This window comes from Paenibacillus sp. PastF-3, from assembly GCF_029893135.1.
GTDB lineage: Bacteria > Bacillota > Bacilli > Paenibacillales > Paenibacillaceae > Paenibacillus_AQ > Paenibacillus_AQ nitricinens.
Map to the genome: position 1 here is coordinate 26,134 of NZ_JARXWM010000031.1, position 23,212 is coordinate 49,345.

Here is a 23,212-nt window from a genome sequence, read left to right on the forward strand (position 1 = left end):
ATTACTGTGTAAACAGGCATGAATCCTTATGCTCACCTTTCCGACGCCAATGCCTCTGAGGTGGTGCACTATGATTGAGTTTTGTTAGTGCCTCTACATAGAAGAAACTACTATTGAAATGAGGTATGCATTGTGAAGATAGACGTTAATCAGTTAGCAGAGCATTTTGCACACACTCCTTTCCAAGTAGAAGGAGTATATCGATATGCTGAAAATCCTGGTGTGCCTTACGCTGAATATACAGATTCTTTTCCTGGATTTGTGTTTCCACTTACAGGAAAGATTAAATTTAAATTTAATGGCACGCCTTATATCTTTTCGCCAGGAAAAGTGGTGCATGGGGGGGCAAAAATGAAACTTGATCAAAAAATGTTAGTTAGAGGCAATTGGGAATATATTCTTGTTCAATATCGGATATGTAACTCAGAAGTAAAAGAGTCAAGCTTTTCTCATCAGCATTTTGAATTATTAACAGGTCAATCTCCTCGTCTTGTTGAATTAATTATGCGTCTTTGGCAGGTGTATAATCAGCGTGGAGGCATATCGATGTTTCAGACTGAAATGCTGTTTCGCGAAGTGCTGAATGAGACCTTATTATGTGTTATTAATAGGGAGGATAGCTGTGAATCACATACTTTATTCGAGCGGGTATCTAATTATATTCATCAAAACTATTATCAAAGTCTTACAATAGCTTCGCTTTCAGAACAAAATAACGTTAATCGAAATCGACTATCTTACGTTTTTAGAACGCATGCCGGTATGGGACCCGCAGAATATTTATTAAAATATCGTATAAATATAGCACGAAAAATGCTATTTACTAGTGATGCACCTGTACAACAAATTGCGCAAACGGTTGGAATGGCTGACCCCTTTTATTTTAGTAGAGTGTTCAAAAAACAATGTGGTATTTCTCCTACCGAATATCGAGAGAAGTTCATCAATAATCCATGGTAAATTCAACCTGCATCCATTCTAATCAAAAACCTACTTCACTATAATAATGGTTAAGCAAAGAAACCAATATGTTGGAGGAATTTCGTATGAAAAAGATTAGAGGACTGCTAGTCGCAATACTATTATTAGCAGGTATACTAGCGGGTTGTACTGAAACACCTGCTGAAAATAAAGAATCAACTAAAGAAGGCGTATCTTCAACAGCAGTTAATGTAGATGCAGCTGATTGGCCAAGAACATTTAAGGATGCCTTAGGTAAAGAAATCGTTATCGAGAAAAAACCGGAAAAAATAGCCTCTTTATGGTATTTTTATCCTGAAATTTTAGTTGCATTAGGTGAGCCACCTGCTGCAACTACTGAAAAAGAGTATCTATCTTCTTTATCTTATTTAAAAGGAAAGCTGGATTCAGCTGAAGAATTAGGAGATAAAGTGTCTCCTAGCATTGAGAAAATTCTATCTATTAATCCTGATTATATTTTAGCAACAGAGCATCATGAAGCAGTATATGATTCACTAAATAAAATTGCACCAGTCATTACATTAAAATACAAGGACATCTATGAAGATTGGCAATATGGACTCCGCACAGTAGCCAAGATTATTGGCAAAGAAGACGAAGCGGAAAAAGTAATTGATAACATGATGAAAGATATTACAACTGGGCGTGAAGCATTAAAGTCGATGGAAAGAGAGACAGTAGCGCTTATATTGTCTTGGGATGGAAAAACTTTTAATGTTCTAGGTGAAGGCAATCCGGTCTATAAACTTGCGTTTGATAAAGAAAAGGGACTGGGGCTTACATCGGATAATACATATACAGGTAATAATAATGAATTTACTTCGTTTGAAGGCATATCAACTGTTCAAGCAGACCATATTTTCCTTATAGGTGATATTACAAAAAAGGAGGAATTAATGAATAACTTAAAACAAAGTAATGTGTGGAATGCTATGAATGCCGTAAAGAAAGGCAATGTCTATTTAATGGATAATTCCGCTATTACCGGTGGCCCATTAGCTATTAAATACGCTTTACAAAATATATTATCCGCCTTGCTTAAGCTCTAATAAATTCAGGAAAATAAGGAGTGATTACTATCCACTATCAAGCTATTAATCTAAAAGATAAGTTATCTAAATTTAACGACCTTTGGTCTCCGAAAGTCATTGGTGAAATGAATGACTATCAATTCAAACTTATTAAGATCACTGGGGACTTTGAATGGCATAGTCATCCAGATACCGATAAGGTATTTTTCACCCTTGAAGGGGAGATGATCATTGATTTCCGTGATGGTCAGGTTAAAATTTCCGAAGGTGAGATGTTTGTTCTTCCAAAGGGAGTCGAGATGAAGCCTTCCGCCGAAAAGGAATGCCATATCATGTTAGTGGAGCCTAGAAGCTTAGTAAACACTGGCGGTACTGAGTCCGAATTAACTGCAGCCAATGATACTTGGATCTAGTGTTTGTTACTAGTACTCTATTAACTTTAAACGTATTTATAATGAAACGCTTTCCTCCGCTATTCCCTTAAGGTTTCTGCAAATTGACATAACACCAAATGGTGTTATAATAAAAATGAAACCAGAAGGTGTTACATTAAAATGAATCTTGGAGGAAATTTATGCCGACTCAAGGACCACTACAAGATATTCGTCAAACCATTACACTCAATGCGCCCATTGAAAAAGTATGGAAAGCTGTTTCCACTGCTGAAGGAATAGCTGCCTGGTGGATGCCAAGTACATTTCAACCAGTGGTAGGCCATGAGTTTATTCTACATGCTGGACAATTCGGGGATTCCCCTTGTAAAGTTACAGAGATTGATGAGCCGAACCGTGTCGGTTTTAATTGGGGGAAGGATTGGCATCTTGCTTTTGAATTGAAGGAAATTGATGGGAAGACGGAGTTCACCGTGATTCACTCTGGATGGGACCCAGAAAAGGTAACTGAATTTGGTCAACCGCATCCAATCGTTCGTGGCTTTATGAATGGCGGCTGGGAGAAAATCGTCCAAGAAAAACTTCCTGCTTATATCGAGGCTTAAGATGCCAGTCGCTGAATCTGGACATGATGTATTTCAAGCGATAGCAGATCCTACCCGCCGCAGTCTGCTAAAGCTGCTTGCTAATAAGGAAATGTCCATAGCATCCATCTCGGACTGCTACCCGATCAGCCGAACCGCTGTTAACAAGCATTTACAAGTATTGTCCGATGCACAGCTTGTTAGCAGTCAGAAAGTCGGTCGGGAGACTAGGTACAAGCTTCAGCCAGAGCCTCTACTGGAGCTTCAAGATTGGCTTACCTTTTTTGAACAATACTGGGCTAATAAACTGTTTGCGCTTAAAGAATATGTTGAAGCAGATCATAACAATGAATGATAAACCGAGAGGCGTGAGATCGCGCTTCTCGGTTTTTTTGATGCATAGAAGAATCAGATATAATGAAAATAAATAAATGGATAAGTTTAACTCAGTTTAAACCTTCGTTTAAATTCAGTTTATAAATGGCGTTTATCATCACAATATAATCTGAAACGTTGGAGGAATTACAATGGTGCATGTACAGAACAAGATCATTTCACCAGACGATCATGAGTGGGCCGTCGAAGCGCGTGGACTGGTCAAAACCTTTGGTGACAATCGCGCGGTGGATGGCGTGAATTTGAACGTGAAAGCTGGTACGATCTATGGCGTACTTGGTCCGAATGGGGCGGGAAAGACTACCGTTATTCGGATGCTGGCAACCTTACTTCGTCCTGATGCAGGCACTGGGCGAATCTTCGGGCATGATGTGGTGAAGGAGTCGCAGATTGTTAGGCAATTAATTGGTGTGACAGGACAATACGCCTCAGTTGATGAGTCATTAAGTGCTACAGAGAATCTTATTATCTTCTCTCGGCTATTAGGGCTTGGACGCGCAGAGTCGCGAAAAAAAGCAACAGAATTACTGGAAGAGTTTGGTCTGACTGAGGCGGCTAAACGGCCTCTTCGAAATTTCTCTGGCGGTATGCGTCGCCGTCTGGATTTGGCAGCTAGCCTAATTGCACAACCACCTTTAATTTTCCTTGATGAACCAACTACAGGGCTTGATCCTCGCACTCGTTCACAGATGTGGGATACCATTCGTCGATTGGTGAATACGGGATCAACGGTTCTTCTGACTACACAGTACCTTGAAGAAGCAGATCAATTGGCTGATCGGATCGCAGTTATCGATCGTGGGCAAGTCGTTGCAGAGGGGACGGCGGATGATTTGAAAGCGTCTGTGGGTACCACATCACTACACCTGAAGGTTCAACATCTAAAAGATATTGAACTAGCTCGCCAGCGTGTGGAACATGTACTCCAAATTCAGTCCGTGGTATCGTACGAAACCGGGAAAATAACGGCACCGATGGCGGACGCTGATTTAGTTACAGACCTACTTATTGCACTTCGTGAGGAAGGTATTCACTTGGCTGAGATGAGTGTGCAGAAACCGACACTTGATGAAGTATTCCTAACAATTACTGGTCATGGTGCTACGGATGAAACGTCAACAGCGTCCCAAGAGTCAAATGTTAAGGAGGCAGCAAGAGTATGAGAACCACTACAATAAATTCGGGTGTTAACCGCCCATTGAAAAACCATACGAGTTTTCGGCAATCTGTACGCAACTCATTAACGATGGCTTATCGTGGGATACTGAAAATTCGACGTACCCCTGAGCAATTGTTCGACGTTACACTTCAGCCAATTATTTTCACGCTAATGTTTACCTATATCTTTGGAGGGGCTATATCTGGTGACGTGGTAAGTTATTTGCCTGTTATTATCCCTGGTATTCTTGTGCAGACCGTAATCACTACCTCCATCGTTACTGGCGTCCAATTACGTGAGGACATGGATAAAGGCGTGTTCGACCGATTCAAGTCACTGCCAATTGCTCGTATAGCTCCGTTAGCGGGAGCTTTGTTGGCGGACACGATTAGATACACGATTGCTACTGTGCTTACATTTACCATGGGCTACATTATGGGTTACCGTCCTGATGGTGGACTGGAACATGTCGCATTCGCTGCGCTTCTTGTTATTGTTTGTGCTTGGTCGATTAGCTGGATTTTCGCTTTCTTCGGTGTGATTGCACGGACTGCTTCTAGTGTGCAGGGGATATCAATGATTGTGTTGTTCCCACTTACGTTTCTATCTAATGCCTTCGTGCCTGTCGATACGCTGCCTAACTGGCTACAATGGTTTGTTAAAGTCAATCCAATCTCACACCTCGTTTCTGCAGTACGACAACTTACTAACTTTGGAACCGTAGGTTGGGATTTCGCGATCTCTTTGATTGGAGCAGCTGTCATCGTCGCAATATTTGCACCTATTACGGTACGTGCTTATATGCGCCGGACATAATATGAAATAAAAAAACGGCAGAAATGCCGTTTTTTTTAATTATGGCTTCTAAAGAACGTATGAATTAAATTGGATACTGATCTATCACAATGTTTTTGCAGTTTCTTCATTTTGAATATGTCCCCCAAAATGCAGATGAATGACGCCATCAATGACGCCCACACCAGGTTCACAACAAGGAGGATGGATTATTCCATGCTACTACTTCTTTATGTCCTTCGATGGTACTATGATATAAAAATAGATGTAAATAGAAAGGGCGACAGTATGAGAAGCTATCTAATTTTGGGGGCAAGTAAAGGTTTGGGAGATGCATTTGTGAAAGGTTTACCTGAGTATGGTGATCGAGTGTGGATCGTCTCCAGAAGCAGACCGGGCAGTCTGGATCTTAATGATGGTATACAGCGGATATGGATTGCAGCAGATCTATCGCAGCCAGATGCCGCACAAGTCTTATCAAAAGGCATCCAAGCGGAGAAGATTGATGTCCTAGTTTATAACGTGGGCATTTGGGAGAAGGAAGGTTTTGAGGATCACTATACTTTTGACAAGGATGAAGCAACTGATATTGCTAATATTATTAATGTGAATATAACTTCAACAATTACCTGCATACAGGCTGTAATACCTAATCTTCGCCAATCGGAAGCAGGAAAAATTATTCTGATTGGCTCCACAGCAGGACTGGATCATACCAATAACGCCCAGGTTTCATTTGTTGCTTCGAAGTTCGGTCTGCGTGGCATTACACATGCATTGCGTGAGCATGTTCGTAAGGATGGCATTGCAGTAACTTGTGTGAATCCAGGTGAACTGGCAGCAGAAATTCCTTATGAGGATGGCGCAGAAAAAGCGATTGCAGAATATAACGGCACAAGAATTCCTGTTCAGGACATTGTCTCCATTGTGAAATGTATCATTAACCTCTCTAGCGCTTCCTGCGTCAAGGAAATTCATATTCCAGCAATGGCGGATTTAAATGCATAATAAATCTCATATATCCGTTAAGATTTCATTAAGATTTAATACGAAGATAAAACATATAATTGGATTATAGAATAGGTGATCAAAAATTTAACTTGCTAGTTTTTTAAAAGAATTCCAGAGAGCAAAGCAGTAAATAGATAAGGCTGTCTACCAGTAGAATCATACTAGTAAACGGCCTATTTCTGTTGGAATTTAATAGAGAGTCGGGTGTTTTTTTTAAAAAGAAGGCTTATAAATTCCCAACTTTTTTTGGACATATATTGGGCTAACGAGAATATAACTATACAATAAAACACTTGTTGAAAAAGAGGAAAATACATTAACGGTTAGGAGAAATGAACGATGGAATTCGAACTAGGCAGCATTTTGAAACTAGTGAAACGTAGGCTGCTGTTCATCATTGTATTATGTATTGTTGCGGTCGGAATTGCTAGCTTCGTTAGCTATTATGTCTTGAAACCGAAATACGAGGCGACGGCTTCAATTCTTATTCAAGGGGATAGGCAACAGAAAGCAATCAATGACATTATGGCTGGGCAAAAACTAGTAACCACTTACGGAGAAATTATCCGAAGCAGTAGAATCGCTGAAGAGGTCGTTAGAAGACTGCAATTAAACATGACCCCTGAAAAACTATTAGAAAAAGTGAAGACAAGAACAAGCAGCGAGTCACTCGTGACGACGGTAATTGTATCGGATTCTAATGCTCAGCGGGCAACGAATATCGCGAATGGCTTTGGTGAGGCCTTTAATGAGAACATCCAAGCGATTATGGGGGTAGAGAATGTTGTGCTTCTTGACCGGGCCAAGGTTCCTTTCGAGGCGATCTCCCCCAAGCCAGTATTCAATATGGTCGTTGCTTTCGGACTTGCATTGATTGCTGGGATCGCAATTTCCATTCTACGGGAATTGGCGGAGAAACCTGTGAAAAGCGCTAAGAATATTCAGTTGGATTTGCAGCTTCCTCTTCTGGGAACCGTGGGAAAATTGAAGCCGCGGAAACGGCGGGAGAAGACGAAATCCATTTCAGTAGAAGGAGCCAGCAGACATGAAGAAGAAAACGCCAAGATTGTATTGCCTGGAACAACCGAAATCATCTAATGGTGATCAATTCCGAACGATACGATCTAATATTCGCTATACCCGGGTTGGTGGAGAAATTCGATCTTTATTAGTTACAAGCTCACTCCCGGATGAAGGTAAATCAACAGTGGCGATGAACTTGGCTATAGCGATGGCGGAAACGGGAAGAACTGTGCTGCTGATCGATGGGGATTTGCGCACACCAACGGTGCATAAAGCATTCGATCTACCCAATTGGATCGGATTAAGTAGTATCCTAGTAGATCAAACCCGTGTGGATGATTGTATTTTCCCTATTGAGGGATCAGAAGGACTTTCTGTATTGACATCGGGTCCGATCTCTCCAAATCCAGCTGATTTACTAGGATCAACAGGAATGAAAAGGTTATTCGCAGAGCTTAGTGAGAGATTTGATACGATTGTTATCGATTCTTCTTCGGTATTAATGCCTTTTTCAGATGCGCTTATCTTGGCAAAGATGACCGAGGGGGTACTGTTAGTCGTAAAATCCGGGAAAGTGCTCTTGAAGCATACCAACTCTGCAAAACAGATCCTTGAGCAGCAAGGAGCGCATATTTTGGGAGCGGTTTTGAATTATCGAAAAAGTAGCAAACGTTACAAGATTCGCGGTGAAGATTTTGCCGATTGGGCCTCAACTTCAGGGTTGGTCTAACGCTTTATGACATTTGCATCTCTTCGTTATTTATTTGGAAATATCACATATGCAGGCGCTCAATTCGTGATTGTAATTTTGCTTAATAAATTTGGCTCATCCGAAATCGTTGGGCAATATTCGTTAGGGCTTGCGGTGACTGCTCCCATCTTTATGCTGTCGCATCTGCATCTGCGTTCGGTCTTGATCGTTGATACATCTGGAAAATATCTTTTTGGAGATTTTTTTGGCCTTCGTCTCGTGACAACCGCAGTTGCATTCACGGTTACAGCAGGTTGTTGCATCCTCAGTGGTGCTGATTGGAATACAGCTTTAGTCATATTTTTCATAGGATTGTATAGAATTGTTGAGTCGGTCAGCGATATTTTATTGGGTATTGTTCAGAAGCAGGAAAGGCTAGATCAAATCTCTTTCTCGAGAGCTGCTAAAGGATTGTTCTCCATAGTTGTCTTCGCCCTCGTATTTATCCCTACTCAGAGTCTCATTCTAGCGTTATTAGTCATGATTATCGGATGGTTAGCAATAACCATTGGATATGATGCTCGCAAAGCGAGAGTGCATACGTCGCTCAGGCCACTTTTTAACAAAAGACGATTATGGGGCTTATTGCTCGTAAGCTCACCCCTTGGCGTGGTGCTGGCGTTGATGTCACTAAATACAAATATCCCACTATACGCGATTTCATATTTTAAAGGTGAACATGACTTAGGCATATACGCTACGCTCTCATACATGATCGTTGCCTGCAATGTTGTTGTTACTGCACTCGGTGAAGCGATAACACCACGTCTTGCCCGTTGGCATGCTAGCGGAAGACATAAGGAGTTCGTCTCTTTACTCAGTCGAATGATTGCAATGGGCATAGGAATTAGTGCGATCGCTTGTTTGATCGGGTGGATGTTTGGTCATCAGCTTCTAACTCTTCTATTCAGTCCAGATGTGGCTGCAGAGATAGGATTATTTCATTGGTTGCTCATTTCTACCCTATTGGTATTTGTAACGTCTTATCTGTGGTATGCCATAACGGCTACCGGGAAGTACAAAGCGCAGATTCCCTTGTTTCTGTGTTCCGTGATCACTAATGGGCTATCTTGTCTAATATTCGTGCCTATTTTTGGGGTGATAGGTGCTGCTGTAGGGGCTAGTATGGCCTTATTCGTTCAGATGATAGGCAGTGTGATCGTACTTTTCTTGGTAATCCGTCAGGCAAGGAAACAGGTACAACGGGAATTGGCCGCATAGAGGTCATTTCCCATAGGAAAGTAGGGGCTTGTATGACATCTGTACTCGTTGTAGGGAAACCCTACACCATGCGTAATTTATTTCTGTTTGCGGTTATGGGTTACATCATCTGCCTTCCGGCTCAAATTGATTTCGGTGGCGCATTTCGAATCGCACCCTCTGACCTTTTCTTAATGCTTGGTTTGTTTGCAGCAGGTTTACACCTCAAATTGGACCGGAGACAGTTCAGTTCATGGCATTGGGGGATGTTGTTTATTTTCGTCCTCGCTTCATTTGTATCCATTTGGCGTAATGGATTCATTACGCAATACGCTCTATTGCAAAAAGATTTTGGGTTTATACTCCTACTGCTGACTTACATCATGTTAGTTCAGGCTGTAGACAGCTGGGATCGGTTATATAAAATGCTACGAGCTTTTTTGATCAGTGTACTGATCTTCAATGGCGTCGCTTTGTTCGATTTTTTTAGTGGAGTCAGAGTTCCGTTTATGGTGCAAGACGGTCGCCTCTCCGGGATGCTAATTGATCCGAATGCATACGGCGGATTACTAGTTACGGCTTTTGCCATTCATATCATGACGAGCGGAGACGGGGTGAAGCTGCTTAGGGGATGGGTGAGTACGCTAGCGACGATCACCTTAGCCGGGGGCATAATAATGACTTTTTCGCGTTCGTCATGGATAGGTCTGTTCCTTGTCTTGCTTACACTCCTGCTGATGAATCCTTCTCGGCTTCTCAAGATCGGCATGGGCTTTAGCGTCGCGTTTGGAGCATTGCTGTTGTATAAAGGTACAGCTTATCTGGATGTGCTTGGGAATATGGCCAGTAGACCCTCGCAGATTCAGTCGCGCCTTGACATCATTGGGAAGGCTGTGGAGTGGATCGCTCAAAGTCCATTATTAGGGATTGGACTCGGTAGCTATAACTATGAACTGCGGATTATTATCCATAATACTCCGATCTGGTTTATGACAGAATTTGGTTTATTGGGCTTGATTGTGTACGGCGGATTCATGATCTGGTTCTTCATCGTCGGGATCCGTTCTTATCGCGCGGCAGATAGGGTGAACAGACCGATCATTATGGCATTACTGCTGTCTCACGCAGCGATGATTGGACTTTCGATGGGTATTGAAGCCTTATTCCAGAGATATTGGTGGTTCATGATGGCTATGAACGCAGCTTGCATCCGATTAACGAATACGGGATGGAAAGGAGTGAAGCGATATCGAACCAAGGGCACTGAAACGTCAACGGGTCGTAACTTACGACAACAAACAGAACAAGCGCAACAAGCGCAGTAACAAGAGGTCCGGGAGCATACCTGCTGAAGACTGTAGACCGGTAAGAGTTGCTTTTGTAGCCTCCATTTTTGGGCATTTTGAGAGTTTCCATCTACCTTACATGGCGTTATTGCAGCAAAAGGGTTGTGAAGTGCATGCTTATGCGCAGCCCGGGGAAGCGAGATTACGGTTAGAAGAGAAGGGGATCGTGTGCCATGATGTACCCATTCAGCGTAGCCCTTTACAGATGCAGAACTGGAAGGCGCTAGGGATATTAACGGAAAGCTTCAAGGAGGAGGGGTTCCAGTTCATCCATGTACATACGCCAGTCGCTTCGATTCTCGGACGGATTGCGGCCCATAAAGCAGGTGTACCTTGCACATTGTATACAGCGCATGGTTTTCATTTTTTCAAGGGAGCTCCTTTTCTGAACTGGATGCTTTATTATCCGCTCGAGAGGTTAATGGCCCGCTGGACAGATGTGTTAATCACCATAAATAGAGAAGATTATGAACGCGCCCAGAAATTTTCTATACGAAAAAAGGTGACTTATGTGAGTGGTGTAGGACTTGATCTCCAGGTTTACGGCAGTGAACAGGGTCATCCTGAAACTGCGACGGAGAAGGCAGATAGGCGACGCCAACTGTTTGATCTGCCGAAGAGTGAGCATGATGAACCTCCCTTCGTCATCCTATGCATTGCTGAATTAAACGCCAACAAGAACCAGAAGCAGTTGATCGAAGCGCTGGGGCAGCTGGGGTCTCAAGCAGGCAACATCCATCTGGCTTTTGCGGGTATAGGACCGTTCGAGCAGACTCTATTAGAACTTGCAAATCGGCTGGATGTCAGCGATCGGGTGCATATGCTTGGGTACCGTAGTGATATTCCGGATCTACTCAGAGCATGTGATGTTGCTGCACTTGTGTCCTATCGCGAGGGGCTACCTCGGGCGATTATGGAGGCGATGGCAGTAGGAAAACCCGTTATAGGTACGCATATTCGGGGGATTCATGATTTGATCGAACATGAGTCAACAGGCATGTTAGTTCCTGTTGGTGATATTACCGCTACCGCTAAGGCTTTTACTCATTTACGTGATGATCCAGCATTAACTACGGCTATGGGAGAAGCAAACAAAGAGAGGATCATTCGTTACGGGTTGCCTGCGGTGCTCCGTGAAATGGACTCGATCTATATAGAAGCGCTAAACAAGGAGGAAAGAAAGCGGGTTCCGTCTGAAATGCATGCGAGCCTATCGGGGGATTGAATATTCACTCTCACTTAAAAGGGGAGTACATGAATTTTTAGTTAATTAGGGAGAAAGAAGTGATGAAAATGCGGATCGTCCGTTTGGTCATGTTGGATGCAGGGATTATTGCGGCTTCAGTGTGGCTTGTGTTTTTACTTCGGTTTGATTTTCAAATCCCTGAGATGTACGTGTGGATGCTTCCGTGGGCAATATTGATTCACATTGCGGTATATGCGGCCTTCTCATTTGGATTCAAAGTGTATAACAATATCTGGCGATACACTGGAATGAGAGAATTACTGCAGCTTCTAAAAGTGAGTGTATTAACCCTCGTTGGAGTGATTGTTGTCAACGTATCCACCCATGCAGTATTTCCTTCCTATCGACTACCAATTTCCATTTATTTTGCAGCCGGTTATGTATTTCTGGGCATTGTTGGGTTACGAATGGTTAAACGTCTTCTAAACGACGGGTTTGAGACAACGGGTGTGAAGGATGTCTTCGAAGGTAATCTTCTAATCGTTGGGGCGGGTAAAGCAGGAATCCTCGTTACGAAAGATATCAAGCATTCAAGGTTCAAATTTATGCATCCGGTCGCCTTCATTGATGATGATGCATCCAAACGAAAGCTGGAAGTAATGGGGCTGCCGATTGTGGGTAACCGGAATTTCATTCCCGAGGCCGTGAAACAGCTGGACATTGCGTTCATTATTATTGCCCTTCCGACAGCGCCACATAATGACTTAATGGAGATTATTGAGATCTGCAAATCAACAAAAGCACAGATTAAGCTAATGCCTAGTATGACAGAAATTTTGGACGGGAAAATGGCAGTCCATCGAATCCGTGAAGTGTCCGTAAACGATTTGCTGGGTAGAACTCCTGTTGAGATTAATACTGAAGAGATTCGTGAGAATTTAGGAAGTGAGTGTATTCTCATCACGGGTGCAGGAGGCTCCATTGGCTCAGAACTGTGCCGTCAGCTAGCTGCGTATCGCCCGAAGGAAATGTTGCTGCTTGGTCATGGTGAGAACAGCATTTACCTGATTGAACAAGAGCTACGCCAGTTATATCCCGATCAGAAGATTCAACCCATCATCGCTGATATTCAGGATGTGTCGCGGATCGATAGTGTTTTTCAGAATTTTCGACCTACGATTGTATATCACGCCGCCGCGCATAAACATGTCCCACTTATGGAGATGAATCCGGTGGAGGCGGTAAAGAACAACGTTATTGGAACAAGGAATGTAGCGGAAGCGAGTGCCAAATATGGTGCTAAGCGGTTCATTCTGATCTCTTCGGACAAAGCGGTTAATCCAACAAGTGTCATGGGAGCTACGAAGCGAGCGGCAGAAATGATTATTAATGATCAGAATTCATCTAGCAAGACGGTTTTTGCTGCTGTCCGTTTCGGTAATGTTCTCGGTAGTCGGGGGAGTGTTATTCCGTTATTCAAAAGACAGATCGAGAGTGGTGGCCCAGTTACGGTTACCCATATGGATATGGTGCGGTATTTCATGACGATCCCTGAAGCAGTGCAATTGGTTATTCAGGCGAGCATACTGGCAAAAGGTGGCGAGGTGTTCGTGCTTGATATGGGTAAGCCAGTTCGGATATACGATCTGGCAAGAGATTTAATACGTCTGTCGGGTTTAGAACCTGATAAAGATATCCCTATCGTGGTCACGGGCATTCGTCCTGGTGAGAAATTATTTGAGGAACTCCTGACAGAAGAGGAAGGATTGATGGTCACCAATAACTATCGCATCATGATCAGTCGTCCTCAAAGTGTTTCCAGATCTGAACTGAATTTGGTCCTTGGTGTTCTGGAGAATTTGTGCAAACGGTACGAATTTGTGCCAAGCAGTTATCAGATTAAGAAATTATTAAAGCAGCTTATTCCAAGCTATTCGGGCTTTCAGGAAGAACCACAGGTGGCTACTCATGAGCTTGAACGGATCAAATCCGAAGTTCATGCGGGGATCTAAGTGATGAAGTCGTTTATGAGTAGATGGAACAAGAAGTTGCGTTTGCGTGGTAAGAGTGACAAGGAATTCACAAGAAAACAAATAGTCATAAGGCGAATTGGAAGATTCGCCCTGATTGTTTGTCTGATTGTGATTGTAGTTGGCGGCATTTGGATTAGAGGGGTGTTAAATGCTGAGCAGCGATTTCAAAAGGCTGTCCTTAATCCATTGACGATGCCTAACTCAAAAATTTCTGCATTGCCTGTGGGGAAGACGCAGTCGGATGGGACTCTTATAAATCGAGTGAATTCGGATGGCGTGGTACTACCATCGACTGAACCAGCAGCATCGTCAGGTGCAACTGATAAAAAAACTTCATCCTTTAATGTTGTATTAATTGGAACAGATACGTGGGGTGGGGAAATCTCCCGTGCAGACACGATCATGGTTGTGCATGTAATGCCGGAACAGCGGAAGGTGAACATCGTCTCTATACCGCGCGATACAAGGGTTTATGTACAGAATGTTGGATACACCAAAATTAATCATGCTCATATTGTTGGTGAGTCCAAAGGTGGGAATGAGCAAGGAACGCTGACGCTCATTCAAGCGGTAAGCGACTTTATGAATATTCCCATTCATCATTACATCAAGACGAATTTCTCTGGAGTTCGTGATTTCATCGATTCAATCGGAGGGATCGACATGGTAATCGATCAAGACGTAACAATAACCCCGGAGATTACCATCAAAAAAGGCGAACAGCATCTGGATGGTGTGCATGCACTCTACCTTGCTAGGGAGCGATATTCAACTCCGAACGGTGACTTTAGTCGTCAAGAGGAGCAATTCAATATCGTTAGAGCTGTGGCTAATAAGCTGTTGAGCCCTGAGCATCTTCCGGATCTGGCGGGATTATTACTCCATGAAAAGAAAGACATTATCGATACAAGCTTCAGCGACAGCGATTTGCTTAGCTTAGCTTGGTTATTCAAGGGGATTACTTCCGCGGACTTTCAATACGAACAGATTCCAGGTAACAACAGTTTTGCTCCTGATCCGCTAGTCGGAACTAAGGTGTACTACTGGAGTGCCGATTTAAAACAGGTGAACTCACTTAAGGAACGTCTTTTTACGGATTAAGAGAAAGGCGGGAGGAGTACTAACATGTATCGCCATATGAAACGAGGCTTCGATCTTGTGGGAGCGATCGTTATGTTATGTGTATTTAGTCCAGTCATGGCTGTGGTGGCGTTGTTGATTCGAATGAAGCTTGGAAGCCCAATCTTGTTCAAGCAGCAACGACCAGGGCGGGGAGAGAAACCCTTCTTCATCTACAAATTTCGGACCATGGCTGAACTGTATGACTTGCAGGGTCAGCCGTTACCAGATGAGCGAAGATATATCAAATTTGGCGGAATCATCCGGAAGCTAAGTCTGGATGAACTGCCACAGCTGGTGAATGTTGTGAAGGGAGAAATGAGTCTGATTGGCCCAAGACCCTTACTGATGCGGTACAGCCCTTATTATTCCGAACAGGAGAGGCTGCGTTTCTCAGTAAGACCAGGAATTACGGGATTAGCACAGGTGTCAGGACGCAATACTTCGTCGTGGAAAGACCGGCTTTCGTATGATGTCACCTATGTCGAGACTTTAAGTTTCAGACTTGATGCGCTGATATTATGTAAGACCGTCTTGAAGGTGATTCGCCAAGATGATGTTGTAGCCAATCCAGGTCGGCATAGCCTACCTCTGGATGAGTACAGGTTGAATAAAAAGGAGGGCCAGGCATGAGTGTGCAGTTTAGACCGCTGCATGAAGACGATATACATCATGCATGCCGGCTCTTGAAGAGCAATTTACCGGAGCATGTGTACAATCAAACGATATTTGCTTGTACGGGTTATCCAGCATATCTACAAGCGGCTTGTAAATGTGGAGGCCATTCAGCCACGTTGTTGATTGGAGCCTATCTTGGAGAAGTGCTCATTGGATTCGCGGAATGGCGAAGAATGGAACAAATATTGGTTCTGAATAATTTAAACGTGGATGCGGCGTTTCGCAAGGACGGCATAGGCGGAATGCTCATGGCTTATGGCGAGAAATTAGCCAAGAGTGACGATATTAAGAAGTTGGTACTGGATGTGTTCTCATGGAATGAACAGGCTCATGCTTGGTACCTTCGCCTTGGCTTTGTAGAAGAAGGACGTACTTATTGGTATGTGAGGGATCTGGAACGTTCATTAACGGCTAATGCAGATGTTATTGCTGCTGGAGCGGATATAGATGTTGAAGAAGTGACTTACATTATTGATGATTACCCAATGGCAGAGGCACATCATCTAAAATACGGATTTTCTTCATTTAGGATTAGAACGAAGCAGAAGACTTCAGTTGTGGGTCGGCTCGGCGAGCAGTATTTTCGTATCCAACTGCAGAGTGGGGAGTGGGACGGTGGATATCCACTAACCGATGTGTTACTCGACCTTGACCGGGAGAGAAAGCTGTTATTGCTTTCATCCGATGCATTCTTACGTGAGAGAGACCCAGCGTTAAGCTTAAGCACTGAAAGTATACGCATGATCAAGATATTGGATTAGCAGCGAATGCTTCTGGAGTAATTTTTGTCGAAGGACATCAAGGAAGCGTACGCTAACATAACTTTTAGGAGGTGACGTATGAGTGATTTCATTGTGCTTAATAGCTCACATTCTGAAGAGTGGGATGCTTATTTGAATCAGATGAATAGTAAGGATATCTATTTTTCTGCAGATTTTTTTCGGCTGTTTGAGGATGATCATCATCAACAGGCGGAGCTGTTTGTTTTTAAGCAGGGTGAGAAGCTCATCATTTATCCTTACTTACTTCGCTCTATTAGCCATCTTCCCGCAGTCATCCAGCTGGGACTTGAAGGAGAATGGTATGACATCAGCACACCTTATGGATACGGGGGGCCAATATCTAATGTGCCACTAGGTGCGGAACGAACGGAGTTGTACCGACAATTCAGTGAAACGTTCACAGATTACTGCAGAGAGAAAAAGATCATGACCGAGTTTGTAAGATTCCATCCTTTCATAGGCAATGCCACTGAATACCAAAAAGGGCTTACTACAGAGCTCAATCGGAATACAGCTTACATGGATTTGACAGTTGGCTCAGAGTCAGCGCTAATCCAGAACTATGGCAGCAATCATAAAAGAAATATCCGTAAATTAAAGTCTGCTCCATTCACCATTCGAAAGTCGGATCTTAAGGATCGGATCGAGCCTTTCATCGAGTTATATTACGGTACGTTAAATGATTTACAAGCAGATCCCTTTTATTATTTCCCTCAAAAATTTATAGAAGATACAAGCCTTTTACCAGACGGACGGGTAGCACTGTTCGAGGCGATGGATGGGGAGAGGAGTATAGGGGCAAGTATTGTACTCCTTGATCGACCATGGATGCATTATCACTTATGCGGTTGGGATCGAGCTTATCTGCAGTGGTCACCCACCAAATTTCTCATCCACGCAGCAGCTGTGTGGGGGTTGGAGAATGGATACGAAAAATTCCATCTTGGTGGAGGATATAAGGGGAATGACGAACTGTTTCAGTTCAAGCTAAGATTCGCTACGCAACTAGAGCCACTGGACTATTACTTAGGGAAGCGAATTTTTTTTCCCGAGGTGTATGAGCGAATGATAGCACTCTGTGACACTGGAGTTGCAGGGAATTACTTTCCGCTCTACCGGCATCCATCTCTTTTGAATCAAAATATCATGGACCACGCTCTGAAGTAAGTCAATAAGATATGTATTCCATTTGGATTAAAGCATCCAAATGGAGAAAGGAGCAAGGCATGAGTATTCGTCAATCAAGCATTCTACCCCGAATCTTGTTATCCCCACCGCATGTAAGCGGACGTGAACAGGCTTATTTGGAGGATGCAATTCACTCTGGCTGGATCGCTCCCATCGGACCGCAAGTTGATGCATTCGAGCAGGAGATGGCCGACTATACAGGTTCAAAGGGGGCACTTGCGTTAAGCTCTGGAACAGCGGCAATTCATCTGGCACTCCGTCTTGCTGGCGTTTCTCAAGGAGATTACGTGATTTGTTCTACGCTCACGTTCGTAGCTAGTGCCAATCCTATTTTATATTTGGGGGCTACACCTGTATTTGTAGACTCAGAACCAGAGACATGGAATATGTGTCCATTAGCTTTTCAGCGGGCCTGCCAGGATTTGAATGATAAAGGGATACTGCCTAAAGCAGCCGTTGTTGTCAATTTGTACGGACAGAGCGCAGACATGGAGCCCATTGTAGAAATCGCGAATCGTTACGGTATTACTCTAATAGAAGATGCTGCGGAATCCCTAGGTGCCTTTTATCACGGAAAGGCTAGTGGTACATGGGGCCGCTTCGGAATCTATTCTTTCAACGGAAATAAAATTATCACAACCTCAGGTGGAGGTATGCTTGTGTCGGATGATACCGATGCATTAGAGCAAGCCCGTTTCTGGTCTACCCAAGCACGTGACACTGCTCCACACTATCAGCATTCCGAAATGGGTTATAACTACCGGCTAAGTAACCTGTTGGCAGCCATAGGTCGAGGGCAATTGGAGCTACTTGAGGAAAGAGTCGAACGACGTAGATATATTTCTCAAGTGTACTCAGATCGATTGGGATCCATTCCGGGTCTTCATTTCATGCCGGAAGCGCCAAATTGCCGCAGTACACGCTGGTTAAGTGCGCTAACGATTGATGAAGAGATCGCAGGCTTCTCCGCTAATCAACTCTTAAAGTGCCTGGAATTCAACAATATAGAAGCTAGACCTGTTTGGAAACCACTACATCTGCAACCTCTATTCGAGAACGCCTTCTATTATCCATACATGGAGGAACATAGTGTATCTGATCAATTGTTCACAAAAGGTATATGTCTACCTTCCGGTAGCTCTTTATCGGATGATGATCTGGTACGCGTAATGGATGCGATAGAGTCTTGTATTCAGAACCGCTGAAGAATTACTTAGCCATCCATCCGTTAGCACCGGTTCCGCTTTCCTTCACATAAAAAGTGGCTTTCGCTACACCATCTGTTCGCATAGCCAGACTGCCAATCGGAGCGGTAATTGTTCCCTCAGGCGATCCTTCCACGATAAATACTGCAGGAAGTAATGTTCCACCAACGAGTCGGACTGCACGTTTGAAGTTGCCATAGGTAGAGAACCATTCAGTTAAAGCATACGGATTATACAAGGTACCAAGAGAAGTACCCTGCATGGCAACCAATGTTTCGAATTCAAGAATGCGTTTTACCTTTACAGAACGGGTATCAAACACTGCTACATTGTTCAGGTGCAGGAAGGGCTTAGCTGCACCATAAGAAGACGCTAGCACTACTTGATTGGTCCCGCTGTTACGGACAATCATATTGTCGACAGTAACCATCGCGTCAGACTCTGTTGTGAATAATTGCAAGGTACTGCCCGTTAAGTCTTGTGCATCTATCGTCCCCACATAAAGATCTCCTCCGTCGATTCGGACTCCGCTTGCTAAGGTGGAGCCCGAGCCGTACATCCCTAACGAGCCGATATGCAATCTTGGTTTTCCTCCAGCAGCATTAAACGCAGCGTAGATCGCAGGGCCGCCGATTCCATCGAACTTTGCGCTTGCGATATCAATAAATTGTGAATAGATCGTTTGTAAACCGTAATTTGCTTTATGATCCGTCGAGCGAATAGACAAATGGTTGATTTTTAGCGTCAATCCATAGGACAGCAATGCTGGACTTACTGATCCGCTTACACGCATATCTAGTGAACCGATGTCGAGAGTCCAGAGTCTCGTTATCTCATCTGAAAGCCCAGTTGTCATATCATTACCGAAACCAATAGTCGTCAAGGAGTCAAATCGCTGATAAAAGCTACGCGTTCCCTTGAATATATCGGGTTCCACATCAAGTGAATTGGCGCCATTAAACCCAGGTGCACCACCGCGACTGTTATTTAATACCGCTCTGTTGACATGAAGCTGGTCTACAAAATGGACTACAAAGTTCTTTCGACCAGCCGTTTCACAGAAAGCATATCCGATATGCACATTAACGGATGGGATATCTTCAGTCCCTCCAATGAAAATATTATCACCATAGCAATCATGAGAGTACACCGATTCGATCGTTATATTTTGCGAAGAAGAAATGAACAAGCCATGAAGTTGATCGTTGACGGCTGTTTTAACAGTCGAAGCACTTCCGTCTATTTCGAGGCTGCCGGATATCGTGATGTTTGAGGCATTTAACATAACAAGAACACGAGTATCCGAGGGTGGGTTAGGGGCAAGCACTAATTTTGAGCCGGCTTCAAAGCTCAGGTTAGTTCCGGTTGGAATACGAAGACACCACCAGTCGAGGACTGAAGGGTTACGCATGTGGCCGGAAGAGACTTTATATACACCAGGCGGAAAAATAACAACCTTGCGTTTGGCATTTCCAGCATTAATTGCATTTTGAATCGCGACGGTGTCATCTTTGGTACCATTCCCTGTAGCTCCATAGGATCGAACATTCACGTAACCGTTAGTTTCAGGATCTAATTTAATAGAAGTGACCGCGCCGTCCGCAATAACGGGCGTTGTTACAGAATTATCTGGAATAGGTGCAGTTGCCATATACTTCACTCCTTTATTTTTTGATTGGAAATATAAGAGTAATGATTGTCGTCCATAAAGGATGACAACATCGTTTCTTCATAAGTATTTTATGTGAACTTTTCTACAGATGCACGGTACAAAGAGCACTTTACAGGGCGAAAGGAGTTTTTTATTTGAAGGTATTAGTAACTGGGGGGCTTGGTTTTATTGGGTCACATGTTGTTGACCGGCTTATAAGAGAGGGGATCGAAACTGTAATTGTAGATAATTTATCGGGAGCTTCCGGCTCATTCTATAGAAATCCTTCGGCACTTTTATACCCGTACGACATTCGGGACGAGACACTGGGTGAAGTCTTTATCCGTGAGAAGCCGGATGTGGTTATTCATCTGGCGGCACAGATTGACGTAAGAGAATCACAGCGCAATCCATTGTTTGATGCGAATGTGAATATTGTTGGCACACTAAACGTTCTGCGGATGTGTGAGGTGCATCAGGTTGAAAAGATCGTCTACGCCTCGTCGGCCGCAGTATACGGTAATCCTGAATATTTGAGCATTGACGAGAAACATCCCCTAAATCCTGAATCTTGTTATGGGGTATCAAAAAGTGTTCCTGAGTCTTATATTCGGATGTTTGCAAGCATGCATGGGCTGAAGTACACCATTCTTCGTCTTGCGAATGTGTATGGACCTCGACAAAGCTCGCATGGTGAAGCTGGCGTCGTTTCGATTTTTCTGGATCGCTTAAAGCAAGGCAAGGAGCTTGTGATTTATGGGGATGGAGAACAGACCAGGGATTTTGTCTATGTTGAGGATGTTGCACAGGCGTTTGTAAATGCGGCTTGTACAGACGAGAATGCGGATAATCAGATCATAAATATTAGCTGCGGGGTGGCGACTTCCATTAATACGATTGTAGAAATGATAGGCGGTATTACAGGTCGGGAATCCCAGACAACCTATGAGCTTGCTCGACCGGGAGATATTCTTCACAGCTACTTAAACAACAGTAAAGCAATGGAGCTGATGTCCTGGTCTCCTCACCATGACCTTCATCAGGGACTCAAGAAGACGGTTACAGCCCGATTGACTGTAGGCAGTGCTGTGGACCATTAATCGCAAATATCGAAAGGGGTCATCCCCATGGAACGAAAATTAAATTCGGAAATGTTTGTTCTACGTAGTATAGCCTGCTTAAGTATAGCGCTGTTGCATGCTTTATATCGAGTCTATGACGATGGTAACACGTCTTGGGTAGCCTCAGTGGGTCTACTGCTTACCTTTGGCACACCGGTATTCGTATTTATCTCGCAATTCGTATTGTCTTTTGCATACCCGGACGGAATTCCCGCGAAATTTTGGGAGAAACGGATCAAGTATATTTTGCTTCCTTACTTTTTTTTCGGAGCTTTGTACGCAGGGTTAAAAGGATTGGATATGGCGAGCAGTGAGGGGATTCCGCTTCTTCAGGCTTTTTGGTACTTCCTGTGGCGTCATTGGTTACTTGGCGATTTTCATGGCTACTTTATCCTAATTATCTTTCAGTTTTATGCCCTATTCCTCTTATTTCAAAGGCATGCCAAAAAATTCACTCCACGCTCTATACTGATTGCGTCATTCGTTATAAATATGGCTTACTTAGGCTTTTTTAATTTCACCAAACCCGTAGATACGGTAGCTGCTCAATATATTTGGGATAAATTGTATTGGGTTTTCTCTCCGGGGTGGATTTTCTACTTTACTGCGGCTTATTACTTGGGGCGAAATGAGACTTGGTTCCGGGAAAAATTAAAACAGTTCCGTTTAGCTGTCTACGTGCTTCCAGTTGTAACAGGTGCGCTTGTGCTATTCGTGAATGGGCAAGGCTGGATTACGGCACATAGTTCAAAAAGAATTGATATGTTACTTTTCGCCATGAGCATGATTCTACTACTCTTCACAGTGGCTTCTTCATTGAAAAAAGTGCCGCGTATGCTGGAGTGGAGCAGTAGGTACTCCTTCGGCATATATTTGCTTCACCCGTTGTTGTTGGCTTTATTCGTCAAACTTCCTTCTTCGTTCGGGTTGCAAAACCTTGGACTATTCAGTGTGCTGCTCCAATTTGTCGGATGTGTGGTTGGATCGGCGATCATCATGAATATAGCGAATCGTATTCCAGGCGGAGCCTTTGTGTTTGGTCGAGTCGGAATTGGAATCAATCAGAGGAAGAAACCGAAATCGTCGGATACACCGATAACTACGAGTATTGGGAACCCTTCGAATTAGCTGAAAATTTACCACTACCCTTCCGTTTTTTTAGTTGATTAGTGGTCTTTTAACATTCTCTGGGTAAATGGTCATTCCATCGTACTAGTTCCTCCCTTCAAGCCTTATTAAAAAGGTAAATAGTTGTAAAAAGTACAATTGCGCTCAAACATTTGCTGCATAGTTTCGGTTTAATTGCATATTGTACAATTATTTTGCGAGAATTCCACGATATGGAGGTAAATGATCACTTTTAAGTGTATAGAGTGCAACTATATCCCAATAAGCTACCTAAAAAGCGCATATAGTTGCACAAAATACAATTAAACAGCGAAAGTCACGCCCACCGCGGCAAAGTTACAGTTTAATAGTGTGTTGCTCTCAAGCCCCCTAATCGAATTGGAGTCCTAAAGATGAAATAAGGTACACTAATAGAGAAGGGGATGAGGTTCATGAAAAGTAACAAGCTGTAC

At 43.5% G+C, this 23,212-nt stretch carries 22 protein-coding genes; 21 read left to right on the forward strand and 1 reads right to left on the reverse strand.

Features of this window, described 5'->3' with window-relative positions:
- Positions 1-132 precede the first annotated feature (132 nt).
- The 19 genes from M2444_RS32480 (at position 133) to M2444_RS32570 (ending at position 18,860) form a co-directional block, all read left to right on the forward strand.
- Positions 133-960, forward strand: coding sequence for a helix-turn-helix transcriptional regulator (locus tag M2444_RS32480; RefSeq protein WP_280789038.1), 828 nt, complete (start codon positions 133-135; stop codon positions 958-960).
- 86 nt (positions 961-1,046) lie between these two features.
- A complete protein-coding gene (locus M2444_RS32485; protein ID WP_280789039.1) occupies positions 1,047-2,030 on the forward strand; it encodes an ABC transporter substrate-binding protein in 984 nt (327 codons plus the stop codon).
- A gap of 29 nt (positions 2,031-2,059) precedes the next feature.
- Positions 2,060-2,425 carry a cupin domain-containing protein gene (locus M2444_RS32490; RefSeq protein WP_094868918.1) on the forward strand — a complete coding sequence of 122 codons (366 nt, stop codon included), beginning with the start codon at positions 2,060-2,062 and terminating at the stop codon, positions 2,423-2,425.
- Positions 2,426-2,586: 161 nt separating this feature from the next.
- Positions 2,587-3,009: an SRPBCC family protein gene (locus M2444_RS32495; RefSeq protein ID WP_094868811.1), complete on the forward strand. Its 423-nt coding sequence runs from the start codon at positions 2,587-2,589 to the stop codon at positions 3,007-3,009.
- 1 nt (position 3,010) lies between these two features.
- Positions 3,011-3,343 (forward strand): ArsR/SmtB family transcription factor, encoded by a 333-nt coding sequence (locus M2444_RS32500; protein ID WP_042128608.1) that lies wholly within the window; start codon positions 3,011-3,013, stop codon positions 3,341-3,343.
- A gap of 172 nt (positions 3,344-3,515) precedes the next feature.
- Positions 3,516-4,547 carry an ATP-binding cassette domain-containing protein gene (locus M2444_RS32505; RefSeq protein ID WP_094868812.1) on the forward strand — a complete coding sequence of 344 codons (1,032 nt, stop codon included), beginning with the start codon at positions 3,516-3,518 and terminating at the stop codon, positions 4,545-4,547.
- Entirely contained in the window at positions 4,544-5,359 is an 816-nt protein-coding gene (locus tag M2444_RS32510) for an ABC transporter permease (protein ID WP_094868813.1), read from the forward strand. Before M2444_RS32505 ends, M2444_RS32510 begins: the two co-directional genes overlap by 4 nt.
- A 267-nt stretch (positions 5,360-5,626) precedes the next feature.
- Positions 5,627-6,346 carry an SDR family NAD(P)-dependent oxidoreductase gene (locus tag M2444_RS32515; RefSeq protein ID WP_094868919.1) on the forward strand — a complete coding sequence of 240 codons (720 nt, stop codon included), beginning with the start codon at positions 5,627-5,629 and terminating at the stop codon, positions 6,344-6,346.
- Positions 6,347-6,688: 342 nt separating this feature from the next.
- Complete coding sequence (locus M2444_RS32520) at positions 6,689-7,447, forward strand: YveK family protein (protein WP_280789040.1); 759 nt, start codon at positions 6,689-6,691, stop codon at positions 7,445-7,447.
- Positions 7,395-8,102, forward strand: coding sequence for a CpsD/CapB family tyrosine-protein kinase (locus M2444_RS32525; protein ID WP_094868815.1), 708 nt, complete (start codon positions 7,395-7,397; stop codon positions 8,100-8,102). Before M2444_RS32520 ends, M2444_RS32525 begins: the two co-directional genes overlap by 53 nt.
- A 6-nt stretch (positions 8,103-8,108) precedes the next feature.
- A complete protein-coding gene (locus M2444_RS32530; RefSeq protein WP_094875260.1) occupies positions 8,109-9,344 on the forward strand; it encodes an oligosaccharide flippase family protein in 1,236 nt (411 codons plus the stop codon).
- A 32-nt stretch (positions 9,345-9,376) separates the two neighbouring features.
- The gene (locus M2444_RS32535) at positions 9,377-10,648 is read left to right on the forward strand and encodes an O-antigen ligase family protein (RefSeq protein WP_094875258.1); all 1,272 of its coding nucleotides are present in this window, start codon (positions 9,377-9,379) and stop codon (positions 10,646-10,648) included.
- A 64-nt stretch (positions 10,649-10,712) separates the two neighbouring features.
- Positions 10,713-11,894 (forward strand): glycosyltransferase family 4 protein, encoded by a 1,182-nt coding sequence (locus M2444_RS32540; protein WP_256990331.1) that lies wholly within the window; start codon positions 10,713-10,715, stop codon positions 11,892-11,894.
- A 62-nt stretch (positions 11,895-11,956) separates the two neighbouring features.
- Complete coding sequence (locus M2444_RS32545) at positions 11,957-13,867, forward strand: polysaccharide biosynthesis protein (RefSeq protein ID WP_280789041.1); 1,911 nt, start codon at positions 11,957-11,959, stop codon at positions 13,865-13,867.
- Positions 13,868-13,870: 3 nt separating this feature from the next.
- Positions 13,871-14,989 carry an LCP family protein gene (locus M2444_RS32550; protein WP_280789042.1) on the forward strand — a complete coding sequence of 373 codons (1,119 nt, stop codon included), beginning with the start codon at positions 13,871-13,873 and terminating at the stop codon, positions 14,987-14,989.
- Between the two features lie 24 nt (positions 14,990-15,013).
- A complete protein-coding gene (locus M2444_RS32555) occupies positions 15,014-15,640 on the forward strand; it encodes a sugar transferase (RefSeq protein ID WP_143812086.1) in 627 nt (208 codons plus the stop codon).
- Positions 15,637-16,446 carry a GNAT family N-acetyltransferase gene (locus M2444_RS32560; protein WP_280789043.1) on the forward strand — a complete coding sequence of 270 codons (810 nt, stop codon included), beginning with the start codon at positions 15,637-15,639 and terminating at the stop codon, positions 16,444-16,446. The genes M2444_RS32555 and M2444_RS32560 overlap by 4 nt, the downstream gene beginning before the upstream one ends.
- A gap of 78 nt (positions 16,447-16,524) precedes the next feature.
- Positions 16,525-17,634 (forward strand): GNAT family N-acetyltransferase, encoded by a 1,110-nt coding sequence (locus tag M2444_RS32565; protein WP_280789044.1) that lies wholly within the window; start codon positions 16,525-16,527, stop codon positions 17,632-17,634.
- Between the two features lie 59 nt (positions 17,635-17,693).
- A complete protein-coding gene (locus M2444_RS32570) occupies positions 17,694-18,860 on the forward strand; it encodes an aminotransferase class I/II-fold pyridoxal phosphate-dependent enzyme (protein ID WP_280789045.1) in 1,167 nt (388 codons plus the stop codon).
- 4 nt (positions 18,861-18,864) lie between these two features.
- Here the strand turns inward: M2444_RS32570 and M2444_RS32575 are convergent, their stop codons facing one another.
- Positions 18,865-20,511: a glycosyl hydrolase family 28-related protein gene (locus M2444_RS32575; protein WP_280789046.1), complete on the reverse strand. Its 1,647-nt coding sequence runs from the start codon at positions 20,509-20,511 to the stop codon at positions 18,865-18,867.
- Positions 20,512-20,666: 155 nt separating this feature from the next.
- Between M2444_RS32575 and M2444_RS32580 the strand changes: the two genes are divergently transcribed.
- Together M2444_RS32580 and M2444_RS32585 are read left to right on the forward strand one after the other, a co-directional pair.
- The gene (locus M2444_RS32580; protein WP_094868824.1) at positions 20,667-21,611 is read left to right on the forward strand and encodes an NAD-dependent epimerase/dehydratase family protein; all 945 of its coding nucleotides are present in this window, start codon (positions 20,667-20,669) and stop codon (positions 21,609-21,611) included.
- 27 nt (positions 21,612-21,638) lie between these two features.
- The gene (locus tag M2444_RS32585; protein ID WP_280789047.1) at positions 21,639-22,760 is read left to right on the forward strand and encodes an acyltransferase family protein; all 1,122 of its coding nucleotides are present in this window, start codon (positions 21,639-21,641) and stop codon (positions 22,758-22,760) included.
- The last annotated feature ends 452 nt before the right edge of the window (positions 22,761-23,212 follow it).

What these genes read in the sequence shown, in the direction of transcription:
- M2444_RS32510 (WP_094868813.1), top strand. Translation starts at nt 4,544, where the DNA reads ATGAGAACCACTACAATAAATTCGGGTGTTAACCGCCCATTGAAAAAC.
- M2444_RS32550 (WP_280789042.1), top strand. Translation starts at nt 13,871, where the DNA reads ATGAAGTCGTTTATGAGTAGATGGAACAAGAAGTTGCGTTTGCGTGGT.
- M2444_RS32545 (WP_280789041.1), top strand. Translation starts at nt 11,957, where the DNA reads ATGAAAATGCGGATCGTCCGTTTGGTCATGTTGGATGCAGGGATTATT.
- M2444_RS32515 (WP_094868919.1), top strand. Translation starts at nt 5,627, where the DNA reads ATGAGAAGCTATCTAATTTTGGGGGCAAGTAAAGGTTTGGGAGATGCA.
- M2444_RS32520 (WP_280789040.1), top strand. Translation starts at nt 6,689, where the DNA reads ATGGAATTCGAACTAGGCAGCATTTTGAAACTAGTGAAACGTAGGCTG.
- M2444_RS32570 (WP_280789045.1), top strand. Translation starts at nt 17,694, where the DNA reads ATGAGTATTCGTCAATCAAGCATTCTACCCCGAATCTTGTTATCCCCA.
- M2444_RS32560 (WP_280789043.1), top strand. Translation starts at nt 15,637, where the DNA reads ATGAGTGTGCAGTTTAGACCGCTGCATGAAGACGATATACATCATGCA.
- M2444_RS32565 (WP_280789044.1), top strand. Translation starts at nt 16,525, where the DNA reads ATGAGTGATTTCATTGTGCTTAATAGCTCACATTCTGAAGAGTGGGAT.
- M2444_RS32575 (WP_280789046.1), bottom strand. Translation starts at nt 20,511, where the DNA reads ATGGCAACTGCACCTATTCCAGATAATTCTGTAACAACGCCCGTTATT.
- M2444_RS32555 (WP_143812086.1), top strand. Translation starts at nt 15,014, where the DNA reads ATGTATCGCCATATGAAACGAGGCTTCGATCTTGTGGGAGCGATCGTT.
- M2444_RS32500 (WP_042128608.1), top strand. Translation starts at nt 3,011, where the DNA reads ATGCCAGTCGCTGAATCTGGACATGATGTATTTCAAGCGATAGCAGAT.
- M2444_RS32530 (WP_094875260.1), top strand. Translation starts at nt 8,109, where the DNA reads ATGACATTTGCATCTCTTCGTTATTTATTTGGAAATATCACATATGCA.
- M2444_RS32535 (WP_094875258.1), top strand. Translation starts at nt 9,377, where the DNA reads ATGACATCTGTACTCGTTGTAGGGAAACCCTACACCATGCGTAATTTA.
- M2444_RS32495 (WP_094868811.1), top strand. Translation starts at nt 2,587, where the DNA reads ATGCCGACTCAAGGACCACTACAAGATATTCGTCAAACCATTACACTC.
- M2444_RS32505 (WP_094868812.1), top strand. Translation starts at nt 3,516, where the DNA reads ATGGTGCATGTACAGAACAAGATCATTTCACCAGACGATCATGAGTGG.
- M2444_RS32525 (WP_094868815.1), top strand. Translation starts at nt 7,395, where the DNA reads ATGAAGAAGAAAACGCCAAGATTGTATTGCCTGGAACAACCGAAATCA.
- M2444_RS32485 (WP_280789039.1), top strand. Translation starts at nt 1,047, where the DNA reads ATGAAAAAGATTAGAGGACTGCTAGTCGCAATACTATTATTAGCAGGT.
- M2444_RS32585 (WP_280789047.1), top strand. Translation starts at nt 21,639, where the DNA reads ATGGAACGAAAATTAAATTCGGAAATGTTTGTTCTACGTAGTATAGCC.